Annotated in this window: 22 protein-coding genes and 1 pseudogene; 10 read left to right on the top strand and 13 right to left on the bottom strand. The window is 67.0% G+C overall.

The genetic code is table 11. The features are described from left to right. Positions 1-70: 70 nt before the first annotated feature. A complete protein-coding gene (locus tag J4N02_RS16225; protein WP_188334847.1) occupies positions 71-1,654 on the bottom strand; it encodes an IS1182 family transposase in 1,584 nt (527 codons plus the stop codon). Between the two features lie 70 nt (positions 1,655-1,724). On the opposite strand from J4N02_RS16225, the gene J4N02_RS16220 reads away from it, so the two are divergent. Continuing rightward, entirely contained in the window at positions 1,725-2,015 is a 291-nt protein-coding gene (locus J4N02_RS16220) for a PfkB family carbohydrate kinase (RefSeq protein ID WP_312846676.1), read from the top strand. 108 nt (positions 2,016-2,123) lie between these two features. Here J4N02_RS16220 and J4N02_RS16215 read toward each other — a convergent pair whose 3' ends face one another. Continuing rightward, complete coding sequence (locus J4N02_RS16215) at positions 2,124-2,777, bottom strand: endonuclease/exonuclease/phosphatase family protein (protein WP_188334873.1); 654 nt, start codon at positions 2,775-2,777, stop codon at positions 2,124-2,126. An 87-nt stretch (positions 2,778-2,864) separates the two neighbouring features. Next, positions 2,865-3,263 (bottom strand): HNH endonuclease, encoded by a 399-nt coding sequence (locus J4N02_RS16210; RefSeq protein ID WP_188334825.1) that lies wholly within the window; start codon positions 3,261-3,263, stop codon positions 2,865-2,867. Between the two features lie 164 nt (positions 3,264-3,427). On the opposite strand from J4N02_RS16210, the gene J4N02_RS16205 reads away from it, so the two are divergent. Beyond that, positions 3,428-3,898, top strand: a complete 471-nt coding sequence (locus J4N02_RS16205) for a hypothetical protein (RefSeq protein ID WP_188334824.1) — start codon at positions 3,428-3,430, stop codon at positions 3,896-3,898. A gap of 350 nt (positions 3,899-4,248) precedes the next feature. Here J4N02_RS16205 and J4N02_RS16200 read toward each other — a convergent pair whose 3' ends face one another. The 7 genes from J4N02_RS16200 to J4N02_RS16170 form a co-directional block, all read right to left on the bottom strand. Then, complete coding sequence (locus J4N02_RS16200; RefSeq protein ID WP_188334823.1) at positions 4,249-7,119, bottom strand: hypothetical protein; 2,871 nt, start codon at positions 7,117-7,119, stop codon at positions 4,249-4,251. Between the two features lie 159 nt (positions 7,120-7,278). After that, positions 7,279-8,913, bottom strand: coding sequence for an IS1634 family transposase (locus tag J4N02_RS16195; RefSeq protein WP_208091028.1), 1,635 nt, complete (start codon positions 8,911-8,913; stop codon positions 7,279-7,281). A gap of 72 nt (positions 8,914-8,985) precedes the next feature. Then, entirely contained in the window at positions 8,986-9,537 is a 552-nt protein-coding gene (locus tag J4N02_RS16190; RefSeq protein WP_188334752.1) for a hypothetical protein, read from the bottom strand. A gap of 296 nt (positions 9,538-9,833) precedes the next feature. After that, positions 9,834-10,136, bottom strand: coding sequence for a hypothetical protein (locus J4N02_RS16185; RefSeq protein ID WP_188334751.1), 303 nt, complete (start codon positions 10,134-10,136; stop codon positions 9,834-9,836). A 123-nt stretch (positions 10,137-10,259) separates the two neighbouring features. After that, a complete protein-coding gene (locus tag J4N02_RS16180) occupies positions 10,260-10,457 on the bottom strand; it encodes a hypothetical protein (protein WP_188334750.1) in 198 nt (65 codons plus the stop codon). Positions 10,458-10,829: 372 nt separating this feature from the next. Beyond that, entirely contained in the window at positions 10,830-11,237 is a 408-nt protein-coding gene (locus tag J4N02_RS16175; RefSeq protein ID WP_208091027.1) for a hypothetical protein, read from the bottom strand. Between the two features lie 321 nt (positions 11,238-11,558). Then, positions 11,559-12,137, bottom strand: a complete 579-nt coding sequence (locus tag J4N02_RS16170) for a hypothetical protein (protein ID WP_188334748.1) — start codon at positions 12,135-12,137, stop codon at positions 11,559-11,561. A gap of 76 nt (positions 12,138-12,213) precedes the next feature. Between J4N02_RS16170 and J4N02_RS16165 the strand changes: the two genes are divergently transcribed. Together J4N02_RS16165 and J4N02_RS16160 are read left to right on the top strand one after the other, a co-directional pair. Then, entirely contained in the window at positions 12,214-15,597 is a 3,384-nt protein-coding gene (locus J4N02_RS16165; RefSeq protein ID WP_188334747.1) for a pyruvate carboxylase, read from the top strand. Positions 15,598-15,604: 7 nt separating this feature from the next. Beyond that, entirely contained in the window at positions 15,605-15,742 is a 138-nt protein-coding gene (locus J4N02_RS16160; RefSeq protein WP_182814657.1) for a hypothetical protein, read from the top strand. A 27-nt stretch (positions 15,743-15,769) separates the two neighbouring features. Here the strand turns inward: J4N02_RS16160 and J4N02_RS16155 are convergent, their stop codons facing one another. Continuing rightward, positions 15,770-16,027 carry a hypothetical protein gene (locus J4N02_RS16155; RefSeq protein WP_188334746.1) on the bottom strand — a complete coding sequence of 86 codons (258 nt, stop codon included), beginning with the start codon at positions 16,025-16,027 and terminating at the stop codon, positions 15,770-15,772. 271 nt (positions 16,028-16,298) lie between these two features. Between J4N02_RS16155 and J4N02_RS16150 the strand changes: the two genes are divergently transcribed. The 3 genes from J4N02_RS16150 to J4N02_RS16140 are packed head-to-tail and all read left to right on the top strand — an operon-like array spanning position 16,299 to position 18,665. Then, the gene (locus tag J4N02_RS16150; RefSeq protein WP_077348528.1) at positions 16,299-16,763 is read left to right on the top strand and encodes an SRPBCC domain-containing protein; all 465 of its coding nucleotides are present in this window, start codon (positions 16,299-16,301) and stop codon (positions 16,761-16,763) included. Next, positions 16,760-18,157, top strand: a complete 1,398-nt coding sequence (locus J4N02_RS16145; RefSeq protein ID WP_188334745.1) for an MFS transporter — start codon at positions 16,760-16,762, stop codon at positions 18,155-18,157. Before J4N02_RS16150 ends, J4N02_RS16145 begins: the two co-directional genes overlap by 4 nt. A gap of 10 nt (positions 18,158-18,167) precedes the next feature. Next, positions 18,168-18,665: a universal stress protein gene (locus J4N02_RS16140; RefSeq protein ID WP_188334744.1), complete on the top strand. Its 498-nt coding sequence runs from the start codon at positions 18,168-18,170 to the stop codon at positions 18,663-18,665. Positions 18,666-18,714: 49 nt separating this feature from the next. On the opposite strand, the gene J4N02_RS16135 is transcribed toward J4N02_RS16140, so the two are convergent. Then, complete coding sequence (locus J4N02_RS16135) at positions 18,715-21,294, bottom strand: sucrose phosphorylase (protein ID WP_243760826.1); 2,580 nt, start codon at positions 21,292-21,294, stop codon at positions 18,715-18,717. Between J4N02_RS16135 and J4N02_RS17505 the strand changes: the two are divergent. The 3 genes and pseudogenes from J4N02_RS17505 to J4N02_RS16125 form a co-directional block, all read left to right on the top strand. After that, a pseudogene (locus J4N02_RS17505) lies at positions 21,221-21,739 on the top strand (hypothetical protein); the annotation flags it as partial. The gene J4N02_RS16135 and the pseudogene J4N02_RS17505 overlap by 74 nt on opposite strands. Then, positions 21,628-22,149: a hypothetical protein gene (locus J4N02_RS17500; RefSeq protein ID WP_375539376.1), complete on the top strand. Its 522-nt coding sequence runs from the start codon at positions 21,628-21,630 to the stop codon at positions 22,147-22,149. The pseudogene J4N02_RS17505 and the gene J4N02_RS17500, both read left to right, overlap by 112 nt. Continuing rightward, on the top strand, positions 22,031-22,300 hold the full coding sequence (locus tag J4N02_RS16125; protein ID WP_188334753.1) for a biotin/lipoyl-containing protein: 270 nt from the start codon (positions 22,031-22,033) through the stop codon (positions 22,298-22,300). The genes J4N02_RS17500 and J4N02_RS16125 overlap by 119 nt, the downstream gene beginning before the upstream one ends. Positions 22,301-22,343: 43 nt before the next feature. Here J4N02_RS16125 and J4N02_RS16120 read toward each other — a convergent pair whose 3' ends face one another. Further along, positions 22,344-23,513: a polysaccharide lyase family 1 protein gene (locus J4N02_RS16120; protein WP_188334742.1), complete on the bottom strand. Its 1,170-nt coding sequence runs from the start codon at positions 23,511-23,513 to the stop codon at positions 22,344-22,346. Positions 23,514-23,520 lie beyond the last annotated feature (7 nt).

Below are 23,520 nucleotides of genomic sequence, written 5' to 3'. Positions count from 1 at the left end.
GGGTCGTCGCGCTTGTCTGAGGGTCGTGGTGGACCCGTGTGGTTGGTGTTCAAGCTCGTTCCGGGGCTGGTCAGGCGATCGCCCAGCCGGTGTTGCCGAAGCTGAGGCCGAGGTTCAGGAGGCGGCGGAGGTTGATCGCCGCGACTCGTTGGTGGAGCCAGTTGTCGTTCTTCGTGACGCCTCGGTAGGGCACTTTGCGGTTGCCTCGGGCCAGCCACGCGATCGTGCGTTCGACCATGGGCCGGTACCGGCGGTAGGTGGCTTGGAAGCCCTCGCCGGCGGCCCGTTGGCGGTGTGCGCGTTGCAGCAGGTCGTGGGGGTGCAGCTGGATGGTGCGGCCTTTCGCGGCGGTCGTGCATCGCTGCCTGAACGGGCAGGCCCGGCAGGCGATGCCGAACACCGCCTTGCGGGTCTTGGTGATGGTCTTCGTTACTCCTGCTGGGCAGGTCAGGGTGCCGGCGGCAGGGTCGTGGGTGAAGTCGTCGATGGTGAACCCGTCCTCGACGGCCGGCCGGATCGGCCAGGGTTTGACCAGCGGCACCCACCTCTTGGCCTCAAGGACGGCGAGCATGTCGCCGGTGGCGTAGGCCGAATCGCCCAGCACCTCGACCGGGCTGTCGATGGTCGGATCAGCCACCACCAGCCTGGCACCGACGGTGGCGTCGCTGTTGTCCGGCCCGGCGGCCTTGGTCAACTCGACCATGGTCGCGAGGCCGGTGTCGGGCTCGATCACCACGTGGGCCTTGAACCCGTCCTGGCGGCGCTCCACGGTCTTGTGCGCATGCCGCGCATCAGGGTCGACCGTTGAGATGACCCGGTCCGGGGCGACCCGGCGGGCGATCCGCCACCGGCCATCCGTGCCGACGGAACCCTCGGCTGGTTCAACATCCTGACCGGCCACCAAGGCGAGCAACGCGACCGCCTCGGCCGGCTTGCCGCCAGCAGCCGTGATCGCTTCGGCGTCCAGGCCGGCGAGCAGGGCGAGCGCGTCGTTGACCAGCGCCGTGACCAGTTCGTCGCGGGCCTGGCGGTCGTCCCACGCGATCCGCGGCTTGCCGGTGCTGTCGTACCCCTGGCCGGTCAGCGCGGCCAGCCGGGTGCAGCGCTGCTCGATTACCTGCTGGGCGCCGGGCACCTCCCGGCCCACCCGGCGCACCTGCGCGATCAGCTGGGTGACCGTGTCCTGCCTTGCCACCGCGTCATCCAGGATCGTCGAGTCCAGGGCACGCCGCGTCCGGCCCTTCACCGCACCCGTGGCGTCAATCACGTCCCGGACCACCTCGAAGATCCGCTGCGGCCGCTCCGACGCTGCCAGCCGAGCCCGCCACACCGTCAACGACGACGCATCAAACGCCTTCTTGTCGACCGGGTAGCCACACGCCGCCTTCCACCGCAGGTCGAACGTGAGCGCTTCGACGGCTTCCCGATCGGACAAACCGTTCAACGCCTGCAGCACGATCACCGAGGCGATCACCTCGCCCGGGATCGATGGCCGGCCCCGCCCCGACGGGAACAGGTCGGCGAACAACGCGTCCGGGAACAGGCGGTGCCGGTGCTCGGCCAAGAACCGGAACACGCTGCCAGCCGGCAACAAATGCCCCGCCAGCGACTCCACGTCCAACACATCCCGCTGCGGACTCGACTCACCCTGCACAACCCAACAATTCCAGCCAGCTGCCGGTCAGTCCCGTGGGCACGCGGACAGATTGTTCAGCAGGCTCCTAGTGGTGGTCACTCGTGGCTCTAGCGGCGCTCTCGCGGCACATGCGAACGGTCTGGTCACGGTCCCCGCACCGCCCGTGGTGGTCGCCGACACAGTCGGCGCCGGGGACTCCTTCATGGCAGCCCTCTTGGCGGGATTTCTCGACCTGGGCGACGATCCCCGCGCGATGCTCACACCGGCGAGCATCGAAGCACTACTTCGCCAGGCAACGGCCGCGGCGGCCATCACCGTGGGACGCGTCGGCGCCAACCCGCCCACCCGTGAGGAACTTGCCAGCGCCGCACCAGCCTGACCTAGCCCACTCGCCTCACCCCTCGCCCGGCTCACGCGCCGCGACCACCCGCGGACCGCGAAACCCCGCCATCCGCAGATCGGCACTAGGCGCGGCATGTGCGCGCGCTCAGCCGAGGGCCAATTCGCTGGTGTAGACGTCGTGGTCAGACAGCCGATCGCCTCGCCGGCCCTCGGCGACGACCCGAGTGACGCCAACGATCTCCGCCGCCTTCGGGACAGCGATGTGGTCGATCGTGAACAAGCCCGGAATGCAGTGCGGCAAACCCCGCGTGACCAGCTGCAACTGGCGGTCAGCGAGCACGCTCCTGATCGCGGTCCTGCCAGCGAGACTGCCGGCGTATTCGCGGCCCTCCATGGCGTGATTCCAGTCGCCGCCCCACACCAGGGCGCCGACGGGTAGCCCAGCCATCAGTTGCTCGAGTGCCCGGGAGGTCTTCTCGCTGGTGGTGCCTTCTCCCCAGGGCTCGGTCCCGCAGGTGCGCCACGGAAGGACGCTGTTGCACCACACCCACCCCATCACGACGGCGGCAGCACTGGCCGGGTGCGGGTCCGGTAACGGCTCGATCCGGCTGCGGGAGAAGACACCCGCCCAGTGCCTTCGTTCGCCCATCCTGGCGACGGTGAAGTGCGACCCGAACCCCGGCAAGGATGTGTCGTCGCGCACCTCGGTGAGCAACCACACATCACACTCCTGGGCAGCCAGCAACTCACGATGGGCCTCGCTCCAGCGGCCCTCCAGATTCCACGTCCCGACGCGCACCCCGTCATCCTGCCCGACAGCCCGCCGCTCGGCGGTGAGCGCACAATGAGCCATCGGCGGCAAAGTCGGTCGTTGGCGGAGTGCCGGTCACGACATGGGTGTGGACACTTCCGCGACCACTGCGCAGGCGCCGCGGCGCAGGGACTGCTGCACGAGGGTGGTGCGAATGTCGAGGTGTCGGAGCAGGAACGTGCGTTCGTCGAGCCGCTTGCGGCGCAGCCAGCCGGTGACTTCGTCATTGCATTTGCTGGTGTTGCAGGAGCGGCAGGCAGGGACGACGTTGTCGAGGGTGTAGCGCCCGCCGCGAGAGATCGGCAGGACGCAGTCGCGCTGCAGTGGCGTGTCGGTCACCCCGCAGTACGCGCATCCGGCCCACGCGTCCTTCAACGCTGCCCACTGCAAGTCGGTGAGGTCGTGGACCTTGCTGCCCAGTCGGCGTTTGCGGCGCCGGTCCGCGCGGGCCTTGCGTGTCTTGCCGAAAGCCATTCCCGAAGACTACGACGCAGCGACGGTCATCGACGCTTCACGGCCATCGCGCGCATCACATGAGCGCACCGCCGGCGGCAGTTGAGGATGTATCTAGGTCGGGCCGCCGACCGGCCCGGGCTCGACAGTGCTGGAATGTTGGGGCAACCTCGTAACCTTGCCCTGTGACCGATGGAGACATGCCCTCGCCGGTGAGGCCGAATAGGATCGACAGTCCTCCACTGGCTGTTGCAGAGGACCAGCACACCGTGGTTTGGGATGAGTCGTACCCTGGCCCTAAGCAGATTGACGAACTCGCCGTGCTGGACGACTGGCTAGAGACCGTCGATCAGGCCCTTGTCGAAGCACGAAACGGAGTCACGGCCATCTCCTGGCCTTTTGCAGTCGGCGGCCTCTTGGCCTTGCTCGCAGTCTTGGCGGACGCCATTGACTCGGTGGGGTCCGGATCTCTAGTGACACTCACAGGGTGGATTGATCTGTTCGCGGCGAGTCCAGCCCGCCTCACGGTCTGCGCCATCTTGGCTGCATTCTCAATCGCAGCCTTCAAGCTGGCGGGTCAAGGCTCAGAAGCTAGGCGAACGCTGGTAGCTCTCCGGTCTGCCTATCTTCGCCGACGGCGTCAACTGGATATATAGCACGAACGTCACCCGCGGCCAGTTGTGTTCGTTCGTACCCGCTGGATGCGGCTATTGAACTCCCGGACTGTGCGACATCGACTGCCCGTAGGCGCTTTCGGTCAGCACGTCCAGTGTGCATAGGTCGGCCCCCAACGATGTCGAAGGAGTCAATGTATTCTGGCACGTGACCGCCGGAGCTCCTTCCTTCCCGTGGGTAGCTGCCAGTTCTGCTGGGTCCACCGCACGGAGGTGCTTCGACGACGAAGGTCGCTCAGGAGTAGGATCTGTCGTCATCCAGCCCCTCGCCCTTGACCAATCGCACTGAACGGTCGCGCAACCTCAAGGAGAACCGTGCGGACCGGGTTTGGTCAAACCTCTTCAACCCAGGCCCCACCGGCCGCCTTTCCCTGAAGAATCGCGTGTACCTCAGCTTCGAGACCCAAATTGCCTGCGGCCCCCAGTTCGTTCATGTATCGATCCGCTTCTTTCCGTAAGTCATCGTCCCCAGACCGGATGGCAGCGGCTATAACCGTTGGCACCGCCTTTCGCATGAGGTCGAAACTAACCATCCCTTCCTGGTCTCGTCGTGAAAGGAGCGATTGCAGCACTGCTAACGCATTTTTCGGGTCCACGGTCGCGGCCTCCGCAAGTTCACTTCCGATCATGTAGCGCTCCGTCGCAATGCTTGGCTCGAACTCCAGCGCTTGCCGCAGTCGAGGAAGCCACCATTCGACTGGAAACTTACCCCCCTTAGCAATCCAATACATGCCCGAGAGTTCCCCTCCGTCCCCATGGTGGGCGGCCACGTGAGCAATACGATCGTCTAGGAAGCTGGCAAAGCGGTCACGTACCGCATCGTCCACCGTCTCCGCGCGGAAGAAAGACCACGCAATCTTTCCGATAGCCTCCCCGCGTACACTCGGGGGCGTGGCCGTGAAAAACGAGTGCGCGACAGGGTCGTCAATCGTCTGATGGCCGAGGATGATCGCATCGATCACCCATTCACCGATTCGCTGTCGCGGGTCCATGTCCGTGCGCCATCCACTTACTAACCCGTCACCAAGCTCGATCGCAGCTAGGAGTGATGGGGTTAGCAGGTTGTACAATTCTCGATGGTAGTAGTGCATCGCCATTGCTGTCGTGAGAGCGATCTGTTGCTGAACACTTAGCCCCTCTGCTGACCCAAAGAACTCCTCAAGGTGGGAATCCAGCCATTCAGGCGCGTGATTGTAAATCCTACCGAAGCTCTCTCCGATGACTGCAGCACTCGCCCCATGCCTATCCGGGCGACCCAATTCGCGCTCCAGGGCCGAAAATGCTCTCCCTCTCCAATGATAGGCCTCTTCGCGCAGGGCGAGATGAAAGAGGCCGCGAAGGCGTTCAGGCCACTGCCAGTTGATTGACATGGTGAGCGGGTCCCAAGGGTCCTCCCCCTGTTCATGAGAATCATATTCGGCCCATGCGTCCTCATCGTCCGCTTGCACAATCAGGAGCTCTGCGAAGCGTTGCATCGACTCGGGTGGAACTGCAGTGGCTTTGCGGACCTTCACAAGTTCATTAAGCAGTCCGACGGCTGCACGCTTAGCCCCACGAAAGTCCCTGTCGTCGTCAAACTCGCTCCCCTCAACGGGGAACGCCGAGTCATTCTCGTGTTCGAGAACGTCCCGAACCAGATCGGCAACCTGCTCCCAGTCAAGCTCAAGGTCAGCCTTAAGCGCCGCCTCCCATCCCCGGAGAATCGCTCGGAGGTATGTCGGCCTGAGTCGGAATGTGAGGTCATGTTCGCCCGAAAGAGCTAGGGGGTTCGTTGTAAGAAATGCGGACAGTTCTCTGCCCTGTCCTTCATGGGATGGCTCCGGACCCCATCGGTTCCCGGATTGACGCCAACTGGACAAGAGAGCAACCAGCTCTTGAGCGCCAACCAGAGCCATCTCATCTTGAGATAGGTAGGGGTTCGGACCGATCCAACTCGTGACCATTCCCAAAGGAGTCATCGGTTCTTCAATGACGCCAAACCTCGCATCCAATGACCACAGTGCGTCACGCGCCTGCGGAGGGAGCGCCTCGGCACCAATGGCAGACAACCAGTTGTGCTTGTATCGATCTGCACGCTCCGTGATCTGTGCTTCAGAATCGCCTTCTGCGGCATGGCCTTCAGTCAGTCGCTCCCTCATCGACTCGAGGTCTTCGGCATAAGCCGTATCGATAAAATCGTTGATGACACTCAGTGATTCAGGTTTCACCTTGGCCACTGCCTGTGCTAACTCAGCATATTCAACACGCAGATACATGTCATGGGACCCGATATCGCCGAGGAGGCGCTCGGCGACTCCGAAAATCTCGGTGGAGCCACGAGGTTCGCCAACCCGTTTCCGAAGCGCCTCACCAGCCGCGAACAAGGCGATCTTTCTCAGCAACTGCACTCTGGGGCGCAGCAGCGTCTCCACAGTGGCCTCAGGGTCGCTCGGCATCGCGGTAACGGCCAGGTCGCGCACCGCGTCAACGAGCGCTTGCTCAGCGTCTGGATGAAGATCGCCACGATCTCGGATTGACGGGCGCATCATGCCGCTGAAATCGTGCTGCCCTGAGTGGCCAGCCAAGATGGCATATTTCGCGAGCCAGCCTGTGACCGCTTTCAACGCATCCTCTCCGAGCGCCTCAAGCACTCGCGGCAGTTCCTCTTGATACCAGTAGTCCTCGAGCTCCGTGTGTGGCTTCTTGAACATGCCCTCCACCTTCGGCGCTCGAGGCTCGAAGAGCAGGTTGGCAACCCATCGCCCGGTCTTCGTTTCCCCACCCTCGAGAAGCGTGACTGCGAACGAGACCAGTTCGCGCGGATCAGTCCGCCAGCCAAATCCTGTCGTCTCCCAAGCCTCCAATAGCGGTCGAAGTCGCGCCGCCTCTCGGGCTGGAATTCTTGCGCCGATCTCGAAGACGGCTCGTCGCACCCACGCGTTGTTGCTGTGTTTAAGGCCAAGTAGTACGTCCACTACGTCCGTCGGCACCACGGTCGCCATCCGAATCAAATATGAAAGCTCGGGCCAATAGAGATCACGAACGTAGCCGTCAGCAGTCATTTGCGGCTCGGGTGGCGATGAGAACGCGCCGGCCTCGGACAAGGGCTGAACCCAATGGGGATTCTGTAGGCCCGAGTAGAACACTCTGCGGAGTTGAAGAGTCGGAACCTTCAGCAGCACGGCGCGGACATCTGCCGGAGTCGGCTTTTTGAACCTACTCATCGTCACCCTCCATCAGTGGAGCATTAATCTCAGCGAGCAAGTCCTCGATCGAATGTGCGAGGGCGAAGAAGCTAGCTATTACACCGTCGAACAACTCATCGAATACTTTGATCTGATCTCTGATCATGTCATCGTTAGGCCTGAGTTGGGTCAAGCGGCTTAGTGCCTTGAGCTGGCTTGTTTGAGGTCGTCAAGGACGGCCTGCTCGTCGTCGCCGAGGGCTGGTGGCAGGGTCTGGATAGCGCCGTTGGCCTGGATCGTTGCTGAACGCAGCGGACGGAGTTGGCGCAGGACTCGACGTAGCGACAGGCCGGTCCGGTCCTGGACGGTGCGGCCGATGGCTAGGGCGGTGAACACGATGGTCAGGTGCGCCTCGATGGAGTCGCGTCGTCTGGCGAACAGTGGGCGGGCCCTCAGGTCACTCTTGGACATCCTGAAGGAGTGCTCCACGTGCCACAGGTCGGCATAGGAGCTGATCACCTCGGCAGCGGGCAGCACCGTGGCCGGGATGTTGGTGACCAGGCCTTTGAGTCCTGCCAACCGCCGGGCTCGGGCCAGCGCGGCTTCGTCCAGGACCAGTCCGTCGGTCTGTGTCTTGACGAACCTGGGCGTCCGGGCTGGTTTGTCCCCCTCGATCGCTGCCCGGGCCCGGTTCTCCTGGGCGGTGAGGGTCTTGTTGTCCCGGGCGAACCGCTTGGCCGAGTAGGACCACACCGCCCGCCACGAGTTGCGGTGCTGCTCGGGGTCCCAGACCGGCTCGCGACGCTTGGCGGTGTCGTTGTCGGTGTTCTTGCCGACCTTGGGGGTCAGGGTGTCGATGACCTGGCCGTCGGTGAACACATCCCCGTGCCAGCGGAAGTGGGAGGCCAGGTCGATCGGGGCCTTGGTGGTCTTGGACCCGACGATGAAGGTGTGCCCGGCCTGATCCAGGGCCTTCAAATTGGCAGCCGACAGCATCCCGGCGTCAGCGACCACGACCAAGTCCTCGATCTCGTGCCGGGCGGCGAAGGCCTCGATGATCGGCACGATCGTGTGCGTCTCGGCCTTGTTGCCCTCCCAGCACCCGATCTCCAACGGGAAACCGTGCCGGTCGACCAGCAGACCGACGATGATCTGCGGGTCGACCCGGCGTTCCTTGGAGTAGCCGACCTTGCGCAGGGCATCTTCCTCAGCGGCTTCGAAGTGCAGCGTGGTCACGTCGTACAGGCACAACGACACATCCCCGCTGGCCCGGGCCTGCTCGAAGCACAGTTTGGCGACCTGGTCGCGGTAGGCCCCGTCCTGGCATCGGCCCAACGTGCGCTTGCGCGTCGACAGGCTGGCCGCGGTCCGACCCAGGTCTGCCAGCACCCGGTCCACGTCCAGCAGGCTGGTCGGCTCCACCACCCGCGCGATGACCAGGTCGCGGAACACCTCATCGTCCAGGACGTCGAAACCCAGGTCGGTGTACACCCCGGCCAACGCCTCATACAGCAACGCCGAGGACGTTCGCAGCACACGAGGCGCGGCCACCACCGGGCGCCGCACCGGGCCCTTGACCTGCTCCCCGAACAGCGTCTCGGCCGGGGCCGGCACCATCGCGGCCCAAGGAACTGGCAGCGACAGCCCCAGATCCAACTGCCCCTGGGCATCGTCCTGGAGCAGCTTGCTGGCCTGGGCCATCAGCAGCCCAAGCTCGGCCTCATCGTGCGCCGACCCCACGTGCCGCACGATGCGACGTCGACCACCCACCGACTCAGCGATCTGCACCGCGGTCGCCCCCGAGGCCGTCCGCACCCGCCGAATCCACGCCATGCCCCGATCCTAGAGTCCCGCTTAGTGCCTAAACGAAGCACCAAGCCACGGCATCACCGCAAGTCACGGCCCCTACCGATGCAAGAATCGCCGAACGGTGACCCAACTCAGGTTAGGGAGTTCGGACAGGTCGGGGTCCGTGTCGTGCAAATGGGCCCACTTTACGAAAAATGAACGTGCATCGATCCAGCGCGTTACGACGACATGACCACTGTTGCCGTCATCCGTGAGCAGGGCGGCGACGTCATCCCGGCTTCGCCGCTTCTCCTGGATGGCTGTCTTGATCAGCTTATCAAACACCTCGGCTACGCTCTTCGGGACCGGAATCGATTCACCTTCCCCGTCGAGCGCTAGATCTGGGTATTGCGCGATAATATTTGGAAGGGCCTGAACCTGAATCGTCGTCGGAGGCTTGATTCTGGGGCTGGCGCTGCTGCCCATGACCCCGAGCACACGGTTCATGACCTCGCGCATCGAGTGACATATGAACGCGATTCGTGTTCGCTGTGTGCCCTCCGGCGGCACCAACGCAAGCAGGTCTAGTGCAGAGCGGTACGTGTTCGCCAGATCAGCACGTTCTTTCTCTAGTAGGGCTTCAAAGATGCGTTTCTGTCGATCGTCCATATTGCTGGTGTAGCCCGGGACGCCCAATTCAACACTCAAAGCACACCACCCCCTGAATGTGATCAACCCCTTTGGTCATTGGCAGAAGATGCCCTGCGCAGCGCGTGGACGTCTGCCTTGCCGCCGGGTCCGAGGTTAGTCGCTGCCGGCAGTCGCTGACCCCCGTAGTGGAAAGTGGGTCGGATATTGGCCGCCTCACTCAGCATGGCTTGTCGGACAGTCGATGTGCGCTGTGTCCCTGCCCCCGGAGAGGGAGGTGACGACATGAAGGTCTTGTGCTCCTTCCCTCGCCCGCGTCAGGCGCGGGACGTACGCCCATGGGCAGTTGAGTAACCACACGCCCGTCGGCAGAGTCGAGCACACCGATGGGCGCCCAAGGGGATGAGGGCCGCTTGGCCGCTTGCTCGGACGTCCAACAGGGTGTAGTTGCCGGTCACCTCGCGCAGCTCCGTGAACAGCTCACCCACGCGGGCGGGGCCGGTCTCGCCGTCGATGGCGAACGTCAGCTCGCGCACGCGGGTCAGCTCGGGGTGGTTCGGGCCGTGCACCCGCTCGATCAGCGGGGCGAGTTCCAGGGCGGTGGCCATCGGGTTGGTCATGGTGCAGCGTCCCTTTCGGGAGGTTGTCGGGATCCACGCTAACGGCCTCGTGACTCGCGTCCCTTGACGTCGGTCAAGGGCAGGGCGCGACGACCTCGTCGCCGGATCGACGTGCGCCCGAGGTCACGGTGCGGGAAGGTTCGTCAAGATCCCGCTGAGATAGTGCTGACCGCCGGAGGGGGGCGTGATGTAGACCGCGGAGCGCTCGCTCATGTCGGCCAGCGCGTAGCGGGTCAGGCGTGCCGGGCCGTCCTCGCCCTGCTGCGTGAGGACGAGGAGGTCGTCGCCCGAGACGGCGATCTGCCGGAGTCCGTTGCCCACGACAACCGTGCGCAGGGTCTCGCGAATCTGGGTCGAACAGTGTGACTGCGCGGTATTCATCCATGGCCCGGAAGGCCGGGTTCAGGAGCGTGTGGGCGAAGGTCAGGTAGTTCGTGGACTCGGCCACGACCTCGTGGACGAGCGTCGACACGGGGAAGCTGCTCGGCCCCAGGATGACCCGGTTCTCCTCGGCCAGCGTCGTGGCGTCGAACGTGATGAGGACGGTCTGCTCCGTCCCGGGTTCACCGGTGGACCCGACGGCGTGCAGGCGGTCCCCGTCGAGGGCGAGGCTCGAGAAGACGGTGGACGGGATGCGCGCCTCACCGGTGAGCTGGCCGTCCGGTGTGCGGCGCCGCACCTGGGCTTCGGCGTTCACGGTGTTGGTCTGTAGAACGCGTCGTCATCCGCGACGACGCTCCAGATGACCTGTTCGTCGACCCGGTGGGCGGTGGTGGACCAGTCGGCCTGCGACCAACGCAAGACATGGGTGCTGTTTTGGGTCGTGTTGCCGTTCGCGACGAGCCACGCGTCGGGCCCTTGGCGGAACGGGGCCTCTGCGGGGGCGGGTTCCAGACCCTGGTAGGGGAGCGCCCGGCTGTCGACCACGGCGTCCCCGCGCACGTAGTCTAGTTGGCTGGGGGCCGATTCCGAGGACCAGATCACCGCGGCGTCCCACCCGTCGGTGGGGCAGCCTGAGGTCGAGGCCACGGTGGGACCCAGGGAAGGCGCGCCGCACCCGACGAGCAGGACGGCAGTGGATGCGGTGAGGAGCCGAAGCATATTCATCATGGTGGGCGCTCCTCTCCGTTGGTTGGGTCGGGGGAGGGTTGCTGGTCAGGCCTTGCGTCAGATGCGGTAGGTCTCGGAGGCGTAGACCAGCTCCATGGGGTGGACGGCACCGGGGTAGGCCAAGGTGTCCATGTTGATGCCGAAGTTGTCCTTGAATGCGGCTCACACCAGTTGCGAGCAGTAGGACTTCGCGCGGGTGGCGGTGTCAAGGGAGTTCCAGTTGTAGGGCTTGCCCCGCTTGCCGTAGGCCCAGTTCGCGACGAACGAGCGGACGGCGCGGGAGGCGTCGAGGTTGGGCCTACGGGCGACAGGCTAGGGGATCGACACCTCGTCCGTCGAAGCCTGGAACGGGAACGGGGCGTCCTTCGGGAAGCGGGCGCGGGCGTCCTGCAGGTAACCGACGAGGTTCGGGTGGGCGGCCAGGGCGTCGGAGAGGACCTTCCACTTGCGGTCCTGGACGCCGAGCGTCGGGATGCCCATGAGCGCGAGCGCGGCCCCCACGCCGAGCAGGCCCCAGGCGAAGGCCGAGACCGTGCCGTCGCCGAACCCGGTGACCGCGGCCAGCACGCCGCCGAACAACGCCAGGGCCAGGGCGAGGCCGAAGACGGTGCCGGGCGTGACGAGGCCGCGGTCGGGGGCCGGCTCGAAGGCGAGGTCGAGCGGGTTCTGGCGAGCCTCCCGGGTGACGACGACCACGTCGCGGGCCAGCACCAGCGACCCCACGAACAGGACCGCGCCGATGATCAGCGCGGCCGGGTGCCCGCCGGAGACGATGATGAGGAGCACGCCGCCGACCAGGGCGGCCACCAGCAGCAGCTTCGTCATCGTCGCGATCACCGAGCGCATCGTGGTGCGGTTGGCGATGTTCTCGAGGTAGCTGCGTGCCTCCATGCGCCTCACCCTACCGGCGGGGTCGCGCTGGGACGGGCACTGGGCAGCCGTTGCCACGCCTCACTAGGGTGACGCCATGTTCACCAAGATCCTGGTCGCCAACCGCGGCGAGATCGCCGTCCGGGCGTTCCGCGCCGCGACCGAGCTCGGCATCAAGACCGTCGCCGTCTTCCCCTACGAGGACCGCCTCGCCGAGTACCGGCTGAAGGCCGACGAGAGCTACGAGATCGGTGAACGCGGCCACCCGGTGCGCGCCTACCTCGACGTCGAGGGGATCATCCGCGCCGCCAAGGAGGCCCACGCCGACGCGATCTACCCCGGCTACGGGTTCCTCAGCGAGAACGCCGGCCTGGCCCGGCGCTGCCGCGAGGAGGGGATCACCTTCATCGGCCCCTCGGCCGAGGTGCTCGACCTCACCGGCAACAAGGCCACCGCCATCGCGGCCGCCCGCGAGGCCGGCCTGCCGGTACTGCGCGGCGCCGAGCCGTCGGAGGACGTCGCCCAGCTGCAGGCCGCGGCGTCCGAGATCGGTTACCCGGTGTTCGTCAAGGCCGTGGCCGGCGGCGGCGGCCGGGGCATGCGCCGCGTCGACGACCCCGCCAAGCTGCCCGCCGCGCTCGAGGAGGCGATGCGTGAGGCCGACGCCGCGTTCGGTGACGCGCGGGTCTACCTCGAAGAGGCCGTCGACCAGCCCCGCCACATCGAGGTCCAGGTGCTGGCCGACGCCACCGGCGAGGTCATCCACCTCTACGAGCGCGACTGCTCGGTGCAGCGCCGCCACCAGAAGGTCATCGAGCTGGCGCCGGCCCCCAACCTCGACCCCGCGCTGCGCGACCAGATCTGTGCCGACGCCGTGCGCTTCGCCCGCCACATCGGCTACGTCAACGCCGGCACGGTGGAGTTCCTGCTCGGCCAGGACGGCCGCTACGTGTTCATCGAGATGAACCCGCGCATCCAGGTCGAACACACGGTCACCGAGGAGGTCACCGACGTCGACCTGGTCTCCTCCCAGATGCGCATCGCCGCCGGCCGAACCCTCGCCGAGCTCGGCCTGAGCCAGGACGCCATCCACCTGCGCGGCGCCGCCCTGCAGTGCCGCGTCACCACCGAGGACCCGGCCAACGGGTTCCGCCCCGACACGGGCAAGGTGTCGGTGTACCGGACGCCGGGCGGCGCGGGCATCCGCCTCGACGGCGGCACGGTGTTCGCCGGCGCCGAGATCGGCGCCCACTTCGACTCGATGATGGTCAAGCTCACCTGCCGCGGCCGCGACTTCGCCACCGCGGTGCGCCGGGCGCAGCGGGCGCTGGCCGAGTTCCGCATCCGCGGGGTCAGCACCAACATCGGCTTCCTGCGCGGCGTGCTTGCCGACCCCGACTTCCTCGCCGGCCGGGCCACCACGTCGTTCATCGACCAGCGCCCCGAGCTGCTGCGCCCGCACGAGTCGGCCGACCGCGCGACCAAGCTGCTGCAGTTCCTGGCCGAGCGCACGATCAACAAGCCCTACGGCGAGCCCCGGACGCCCGTCGTCGCCCGCACCAAACTGCCGCCGATCGACCTCAAGGCCACCCCGCCGGACGGCTCGCGGCAGAAGCTGCTCGAGCTGGGCCCGGTCGGGTTCGCGCGGGCGCTGCGCGAGCAGACGGCCGTGGCGGTCACCGACACCACCTTCCGGGACGCCCACCAGTCGCTGCTCGCCACCCGCGTACGCACCCGCGACCTGATGAACGTCGCTCCGTGGATCGCGCGCACCCTGCCCGAGCTGTTCTCGGTCGAGGCGTGGGGCGGGGCCACCTACGACGTGGCGCTGCGGTTCCTCAAGGAGGACCCGTGGGCCCGCCTGGCCACCCTGCACGAGGCGCTGCCGAACCTGCCGATCCAGATGCTCCTGCGCGGCCGCAACACCGTCGGCTACACGCCCTACCCGCTGGCGGTCACCGACGCCTTCGTCGCCGAGGCCGCCGCCACCGGCGTCGACATCTTCCGGATCTTCGACGCCCTCAACAACGTCGACCAGATCCGCCCCGCGATCGAGGCCGTGCTCAAGACCGACCACGCCGTCGCCGAGGCCGCCCTCTGCTACACGGGCAACATGACCTCGCCCGGCGAGAAGCTCTACACGCTCGACTACTACCTGCGCCTGGCTGAGCAGTTCGTCGAGGCCGGCGCGCACATCCTGGCGATCAAGGACATGGCGGGGCTGCTGCGCGCGCCCGCGGCGTCCAAGCTGGTGGCCGCGCTGCGGGAGAACTTCGACCTGCCGGTCCACCTGCACACCCACGACACCGCCGGCGGCCAGCTGGGCACCCTGCTCGCCGCGATCGACGCGGGGGTGGACGCCGTGGACGTCGCCAACGCCGCCTGGGCCGGCACGACGAGCCAGGTGTCGATGTCGGCGCTGATCGCCGCGACCGACGACACCGAGCGCGCGACCGGGCTGTCGCTGGCTGCGGCCGAGGACCTCGAGCCCTACTTCGAGGCCGTGCGCGTGCTGTACGGCGAGTTCGAGTCGGGCCTGCCCGGGCCGACGGGGCGCGTGTACACCCACGAGATCCCCGGCGGCCAGCTGTCGAACCTGCGCCAGCAGGCGATGGCGCTGGGACTGGGCGATCGGTTCGAGGCCATCGAGGACATGTACGCCGCGGCCAACACGATGCTCGGCAACATCGTCAAGGTGACGCCGTCGTCGAAGGTCGTCGGCGACCTCGCGCTGGCGCTGGTGGGCCAGAACATCGACCCGGTGGCGTTCGAGGCAGACCCCCAGAAGTACGACATCCCCGACTCGGTGATCGGCTTCCTCAACGGCGACCTCGGTGACCCGCCCGGCGGGTGGCCCGAGCCGTTCCGCACCAAGGCCCTGGAGGGCCGCCGGGTGCGCCCGGTCGAGACGGAGTTGTCGGAGGAGGACACCGCGGCGCTGGCGTCCGAGCCCCGGCGCACGCTGAACCGGCTGCTGTTCCCCGGCCCGACGAAGGACTACGAGGAGGCCACGGGGGAGTACTCCGACCTGTCGGTGCTGACCACCCGCCAGTTCCTGCACGGGCTCGAGCCGGGGCGCGAGCACGACGTGCCGATCGAGCGGGGCAAGACGCTGCTGATGAGCCTGCAGGCCATCGGCGAGCCCGACGAGCGCGGGCTGCGCCCGGTGCTGGCCACGATCAACGGCCAGATGCGCCAGGTCATGGTGCGCGACGAGGCGGTGGAGAGCAACGTCGTGGCGGCCGAGCGGGCGAACCCGTCGGTGCCGGGCGAGGTGCCGGCGCCGTTCTCGGGCGTGGTCACGCTGACCGTTGCCCCGGGTGATGCGATCGAGGTGGGCGACCAGGTCGCGACGATCGAGGCGATGAAGATGGAGGCGTCCATCACCTCGCCCGTCGCGGGCACGGTGCAGCGGGTGGCGCTGCAGCACTCCCAGACGGTGGAAGGTGGCGACCTGCTGCTGGTGGTCACGCCGGCGTGATGACCTGATGGCGTCCGAACTGGAGTCGGCGTCGGTGGATCAGCTGTCCGGACTCGGCTGCACGGTGACGATCGTGAACGGCCAGTACGACCAGAGGCGGCTGGACGCCGTGGCCGAGGCGAGCCAGATGCACCTCGAAACGTGATTCGCACCTGCTGGAGGGGGCGCAGATTCATTTTCGAGGAGCGTTTGCGGGGCGCGTCCCGACGCCGCCAGCCAAGCCGAACACGGTGCCGGGGGAGAGGAGCCCGCGGCTGGGGGCGGGCTCGAACGCGAAGTCCAGCGGCTCACGGCGCAGATCGCGGCCTAGCACGACGGCGTCCCGAATGAGGACGAGGGAGGCGACCACGAGGACGCTGCCGATGATGAGCGCCGCCGGATAAGCCGCTGACGCGAGCCAGCGTGACCCCACCCACCAGGGTGGCTCCACCCAAGAGGCGCGTCATGGTGACGACCACCCGGCGGGTCGCCGTCCGGTTGGCGATGTTCTCACGGTAGCTGCCGGCCTCCATGAATGCCGAGCCCAGGTGATGAGCGACTCTCGACGCCCTGGTGAGAATTGTCGTTCCTGACCGTTGCACAGGCTCCGGATGGGGTGCCATGATGCGGAACGGGATACCCCGGTGCTGGCAGCCAACGCGGGTTGCGCAACCGCCTCGGGTGGCCCCCGAGCGCCGAGTCAACCCCCACTTGGAGGACGCATGTCAGCAAATGTCATCGTCGTGGTCGAGCAGGAGTTCGCCCACCCGCGGCCCCGCGTGTTTCGCGCCTGGACCGCACCCGAGGAGATGTCCCAGTGGCGGGGCAGCCCTGGGTGGCACGTCGAACGGGAGAGCGTCACGTCGGACCTGCGGACCGGCGGCAAGCACCATCACGTGAAGGTGCGCGACGACGACCCGAGCGTCCGCGTGACCACGGACGCCGTCTTCACCGAGTACTTCGACCCGGACGTGTTCGTCGCGCGTCAGCGCATCACGGGCGACTCCGGCATCGACCCGAACGAGTCCCTCGAACTGCGCGTCGAGTTCACCGCCATGGGCGGCGACAGCACGCTCGTGCGCATCGTCCAGGGGCCGTACGACCCGGCCGTGGCGCAGTATCACGCCGCCGGCTGGGAGAAGGAATTGGCCCGCTTGGGCACCTATCTGGATGGAGGACAGGCATGAATACCGCAGGAGCCCCCACGACGTCGGCGGTCGTCCGCACGAAGCCCATCATGACCATGCCGCAGATCCTCCTGATGAACCTCGGGTTCTTCGGCATCCAGTACAGCTTCGGCATGCAGCAGACGGCCATCAATCCGATCTACACGTTCCTGGGCGCGTCACACGACCAATTGCCGCTGCTCAACCTGGCCGGTCCGGTCACGGGCCTGCTCATCCAACCCATCATCGGGGCCCTCTCAGACCGAACATGGGTGGAGAAGGGCTTCTTCCGCGGGCGCCGACGCCCCTTCTTCCTCATCGGTGCCATCGGCTGCGCGATCTGCCTGGCGCTGTTCCCGTTCGTGTGGGCGGTCTGGATGGCGGTTCTCCTGCTGTGGCTCCTGGACGCCTCCAACAACACCGCGATGGAGCCCTACCGCGCGTTCATCGCCGACCGGCTCCCCCCGGCCCAACTCGGCAAGGGCTTCCTCGCCCAGTCGTTCTTCACCGGCCTGGGGATCACGCTGGCCAACTTGAGCCTGATGTTCTTCCAGGGCGTCTTCGGCCTGGGTCAGTCCGTCGGCATCCCGCTGTGGGTCTACCCGGCGTTCCTCCTCGGCTCGGTCTGCTCGATCGCCACGGTGCTGATCTCGGTGCTGTCAACGCCCGAGCTCGAGCCGACGGAGAAAGAACTCGCCGAGCTCCGCGCCAGCAAGGGTGGCCCCGGCCACTTCATCGCCGAGATCAAGGACGCCATCATCGACATGCCGATCGAGATGCGGAAGCTGGCGTTGGTGTACCTCTTCCAGTGGTACGCCATGAACATCTATTGGCAATACGTGTCGCTGTCGGTGTCCCAGTCGCTGTACGGCACGACGGACGCCCGCTCCGAGGGCTATCAGCTCGCCGTCGCGAACACAGGCGTCATCAACGGTGCCTACAACATCGTGACCTTCTGTGTCGCGTTCGGGCTGGTTGCCCTGGCCCGCCGCCTGGGCGCGAAGTGGGTGCACGCCATCGCCCTGTGGTGCGCCACGGTGGGTCTGCTCTTGTTCCCGCAAATGCCGACCCTGCCGCTCAAGGTCGTCGCGATCGTGGGCCTGGGCATCGCGTGGGCGTCCATCATGGGCGTGCCCTACATCATGATCGTGCGCATGGTTCCCTCGACCCGCTACGGCGTCTACATGGGCATCGTCAACATGATGATCGTCATCCCGATGCTCATCCAGACGCTCACGTTCGGCGCGATCTACAAGAACCTGCTGGGGGACAACCCCAACAACGCGATCATGGCCGCCGGCATCCTGCTGGGCATCGCCGGCTTGGTCATGCTCTGGGTCAAGGAGCCCCCGATCGTGCGCGACATCGAGCCGGTCGGCTCTGGCGACGAGACCGTCACCACGAAGGGAGCCTGAGATGGCAAGCATGACTCCGTACGGATGCATCGTCGTCGGCACCGATGGCTCTGCCTTGTCCGACCCGACCGTCGCGAGGGCCTCGTTCTTGGCCGCTGCCGAGGAGGCCGACCTCGTCATCGTCTGCGCCTATTCGGGCATGACGATGCGCGAGGGTGCGAAGGCGACGGCCACCCTCGGTGACACCCGGACCTCCGTTGTGTTGGGACGCGAAGCGGCCAGCAACGCGTTGGCGACCGCGACATCCACGGCGTCCGGCCTGGGCGCGCAGGTCAAGGCGTCGCTGCTGGTGGAGGGCGAGGCTGCCTCCGCCCTCCTGAGGGCCGCGCAGCAGCACGAGGCGGACCTCATCGTGATCGGGGCGATCCGAGACACCAGTCTCGCCGGACGCCTGCTCGGCACGGTCGCGTCTGCCGTCGTGCGTGAAGCCCCGTGCGAGGTCCTGGTGGTGCGTCCCCCGGCGGCGTGGGGTGACGTGACCGAGATCGAGGTGCCCGAGGACGTCTGAGCGCTGCGACGGCGCACCCTGCCCGCCGGCCGGGGCGCCGAACGCAGGGTCAGCCTTGGCTGTCGAGGTCCGTGCCGTCCGCGGTGATCCGGAACGCCCGGGTCGCGAGGTCGGCCTCCAACCGTGCGGTGTGGCCCTCGCGCGACCACTCCAAGATCAACACCGAGCCTTCTCCGGACGCCGTCAGCTCGGCATCCCACCCGAACGCCGGGTGGGTGTTGCGGAACCGCAGCAGGTCGATCTGGCGCTGCACAACGGGCCTCGCGAGGCCGGCTTCGAGGTCGTCGGCCGACAGGTTGGTGCGGTTGATCTCCTTGTGCCCGCCCGACCCCGCACGCTCGACGGCGGCCAGGTTGTTCTCGCCGGCGAAGAGGTCGAGGTACCACACCTGCGGCTTGCCCGGCATGAACAGGTGGATCGCCCGGGCCAGCAGCATCGATGCGTCGTCGCAGCCCAGAGCGCTGTAGTACGTGGCGTTGACCTGATAGTAGGTCGCCTTCTGGCCGTGGAGATCCTTCACGTAGCCGCCGCGTCCGCGCACCGTGGCGATCACCGACTCGATCTCGTCGTCGCTGAGCAGGCCCTTGAGGTCGAGCAGCGGGATGCCGTCGTGGCAGCCCAGCATCGACACCGTCTTGATGCCCTTGGCCTGGATGTCGCCGATCCACGCGAGCAGGCGCTCGGCGGAGTGCGTCTCGAACGCGTGGATCAGCAGCCCGGGCAGGAAGAAGTCGTAGGTGAGGAACCCCTTGGCCGCAATCGTCTCGTGGATGCCCTCCTCGTAGCGGGCGTGGATCTCGGGCAGCAGCTTCACCCCGTGCCGGTCGGCCAACGCCTTCACCTGGTCGAGCAGATCCCACGTACCGGGGTCGTTCAGGAAGTTCTTCTCGCCTGGCTCCTTGGGGGCGTAGGCGAAAGCGTCCAGCCGGACGATCTCGGCGCCGTAGCCCGCGAGCCTGGCCAAGGTGTCGGCGTAGAACGTCCACACCAGGTGCGACTTGATGTTGAGGTCCATCTGGCCCAGGTAGGTGCGCCGCGACTCCACCAGGTCGACCACGGCGTCCCGCCACGCCTCGAAGCCGGTGAAGTCCGCATCCCCGGGTCGTCCGCCGTCCGCGATGGTGGCGTTGACCCGGGTGGCCAACTCGTCCGCCGAGGCGTACTGCAAGCCGGCCGCCATCAGGTCCTGGGCGTCCACGCGGGGGTAGCGGACCTCCTGGTAGAAGGTGTTCCAGAACGGCTTCTCCGACCCGTCGGGCAGACGCACCATCAACAGCGGCAGGCCCGGCTTGCGGAAGAACATGTGCTCGATCAGGTCCGCGCGTGGCTGGATGTAGCCCTCCGGCGTCATCTCGCCGTGACCGGCCCAGAAGGCGTTCCAGTCGATGAAGAAGTCGTTGTAGGGCGACCTCTCGCCGCGGGCCAGGATGTCTTGGAACTGGGGCGACAGCACCGAGGCGTGGTTGAGGATGAAGTCGAACTTCAGGTCGAGCCCCGCAGCGGCCAGCGCCTCGAGGTCGGCGGGCTTCGCCAGAAGGTCGTTCAGCCCGTAGTCGATCACGCTGAAGCCGCGGTCGAGGTCGCTGTTGAACACGCTGGGGAGCAGGTACAGCGACCTGAACGCGCCGGCGACCTCGGGACGCTGCACGAACGCCGCCAGGCCTGCCAGGGTGCCGTCCAGGCTGTCGGGGTAGGCGTTCAGCATGACGCCATCGCGGGGGAGGTGGCGCCCCATCGCCTTCAGGTAGGCGTCGTAGGTGAGCAGTTCGCCCTCTTTCGACAGGATCAGGGACGCCTTGGGTGCCTGCGCGTCCAGCTTGGCCTGCTCCAATCCCAAGACGAGCGTCGTGAAGGGACTGTCGACCGCCCCGTCACGGGCGCGAGCGCGGCGGTGCGCCAGCGTCTGCGCCGGGGTGCTGTTGAGCAGGATGGGCACGTCCACGCCCTCGACGAAGTCGCTGTTGCCGTGGGTCCACTCGATGACGAGCACGCGGGTGCCCGAGACGTCGACCTGGTCATACCACTGGTCGGCCTCGGTGCGCCCCATGCGCTTGAGGGTCAGGGTGTCGGCGCCGCCCTTGAAGGCGGCGATGATCGCGTTCACCTCGGCGAAGTCGATCTCGTTCGGTGTCCCGAGGTACGCGGCGAGCGCCGTGGAGCCCGCGCGGAGGTAGGTCGGGAGCCAAGGGTGCTCGGCGGCGGCCGCCGGGTCGGCGTCCATCCCCGCAGCCTGGAGGGAGGAGAGGGCGTCCCGGACGGACGCGTCGTAGGCCCCGGCGTCCACCAGCCCGCGGACGCCCGCGTGGCGGAAGACGCGCAGGCGTTCGGCGTCGTTGACGGAGGGGATCCGGCGCGGGTAGTTGTCGCCCGACAGGATGTAGGCGCCGATGCCGTCCGCGTTGAGCGCGTAGCCGAGCAGCGATCCCAGCTCGGATTTGCCCACGCCCGAGCCGCCGTAGACGGCCACCACGGCGCGTCCCGCGGCCAGGACGGGGTCGAGCTGCTCGCGCAGGGCGGGGTACAGCGTGGCCGCAGCCGCCAGATGCCAATCGGTGATGTGCACCTTGTCCCCCGGCATGTCCCCGGTGGGGATCGAGCTGGGATCGGTGAGCGCGGAGAACAAGGGCACGGGGACTCCTTCGTCTGGGGAACCGCGCCCATTATCCCACCGGGGGTGTCACGGTGGGTACAGGACCCGTACGAACGGCTTGCGTTCCCACACGGGCATTGTCGCGGGTTCACGGGCGACGCGTAGCGCCATGTGGACTACCAAGGAGATCGCCCGTCGGCACCCCAAAGCCTCTGACAAGGCCTTTCGTCTCACGCCTCGCGATGCGACCCCGAGATTGGTAGTCCAACCGGCGCTACGTCGCACAGAATCCACGAGTTGTGGTTCCACCTCGGGAACCGGCACATCGTCGTCTGGCGGCGCCGACCATCGCCGCGGGCAGTCATGGGGAACCTGCACCCAGCTCGGCATCAAGACCGTCGCCGTCTTCCCCTACGAGGATCGCTTGGCCGAGTATCGCCTGAAGGCCGACGAGAGCTACGAGATCGGGGAGCGCGGCCACCCGGTGCGCGCCTACCTCGACATCGAGGGGATCGTGCGCGCGGCCAAGGAGGCCCACGCGCGGTACGCCGGGCGCAGCGGGCGCTGGCGGAGTTCCGCATCCGCGGCGTCAGCACCAACATCGGCTTCCTGCGCGGCGTGCTCGCCGACACGGACTTCCTCGCGGGGCGGGCCACGACGTCGTTCATCGACGAGCATCCCGAACTGCTGCGCCCGCACGAGTCGGCCGACCGGGCGACCAAGCTGTTGCAGTTCCTCGCCGAGCGCACGATTAACAAGCCGTGGCCAGGTCATGGTGCGGGACGCCTCGGTCGAGAGCAACGTCGTCGCCGCCGATCTGGCCAACCCGGCGAACCCGGGCGAGGTGCCCGCGCCGTTCTCGGGCGTGGTCACGCTGACCGTCGCGGCGGGTGACACCGTTGCGGTCGGCGACCAGGTGGCGACCATCGAGGCGATGAAGATGGAGGCGTCCATCACCTCGCCCGTCGCGGGCACGGTGCAGCGGGTGGCGCCGCAGCACTCCCAGACGGTGGAAGGTGGCGACCTGCTGCTGGTGGTCGGTTAGCTGGTGGGGGGCCGCCCGGTCGGGGACCGGGCGGCCCCCGCCGTCAGCGGAGCGTTCCCGCGCCCGCGCGCAGCTCCACCTGGGCAGGCACCGACATCGTCGGGTCGACCTTGAGGCGGTACTGGGGGGTCCACCCGGCGTCGTCACCGATCGTGTCGGTCGGGTTCGCGGCGTTGTAGGCGTCCAGCGCGGACACCTTCTTCCCGTTGACCCGGGTCCCGATCTCGGTCATGGCCACACCACCCCACTTGGCGATGATGGTGGAGGCGTCGTTGGCCGGGTCGAGCTGGATGTAGTTGTTCTCGGCGTACAGGGCCGACTCACGTCCGACGCCCCAGTAGTAGGAGTACCAGTCGTACGGGCCGGTCTGCACGTAGTAGTTGTTGTACAGGTCGACCTGGCCGTACCGGACGCGCGGGGCGCGCTGGCCGATGTCGGTCCACTTGTTGTGGTGCAGGGTCACGCGCAGGGTGCCGCGGTCGGCGGTCCGGCCGTCCGAGGAGCCGATCAGCATCGTCTTGTCGTGCGGCTCGAAGCGGTTGTACGACACCGTCACGAGGTCGGAGCTGTGCGTGATGTCGAGCAGCCCGTCGTGCACCTCGTAGGGGCGGCCGTACACGGACGCCAGGGCGTCGGGCGGCAGGTCGCCGGAGTCGAGCGTGTTGTGGTCGATCCACACGTGGGTGGAGGTCCACACCGAGATGTTGTCGTAGCGGCTGTTCCAGTTCCCGGACGCCGTGTCGCCGGGATCCCACTCCGGGAAGCAGTCGGTGGAGTCGGAGACGGTGAGGTTGCGCACGATGACGTTGTCGGCGTCCCGGATGCGCAGGTTCGCGCCCACGATGCGCGCGTCGTCGCCGACCCCGATGATCGTCTTGTTGGAGCCGATGTGCTGCTGCGTCTGCAGGGCCTGGGCGTTGGCCGCCGCGGCCTGGAGGTCGACGAGCTCGCCCTCCGGGTCCTTCCAGCCCCACGGGCCGTAGGGGTCGAACGCCTCGATGTAGGCGGCCTGGCTGAAGCCGGTCTCCTCCTCGAACGTCGCGCAGGTGGTCATCGTGCCGTCCGCGGCCTCGAAGGCGTTCAGCTCGCCGTGGACGTAGATGATCCGCGGCTCGGTGTTGGTGCGGGCCGCGTTGCCCCCGCCACCCAGCGCCGTGCGGAACTCCTGCCAGGTGCTGACGTGGAACACGTTGTCGGGCCGTGAGCTTGTCAAGATTTCT

This window comes from Propioniciclava sp. MC1595 (assembly GCF_017569205.1).
Lineage (GTDB): Bacteria > Actinomycetota > Actinomycetes > Propionibacteriales > Propionibacteriaceae > Propioniciclava.
Note: the sequence above shows the minus strand (reverse complement) of the source record. Positions and strands in the feature narration are given on the sequence as shown.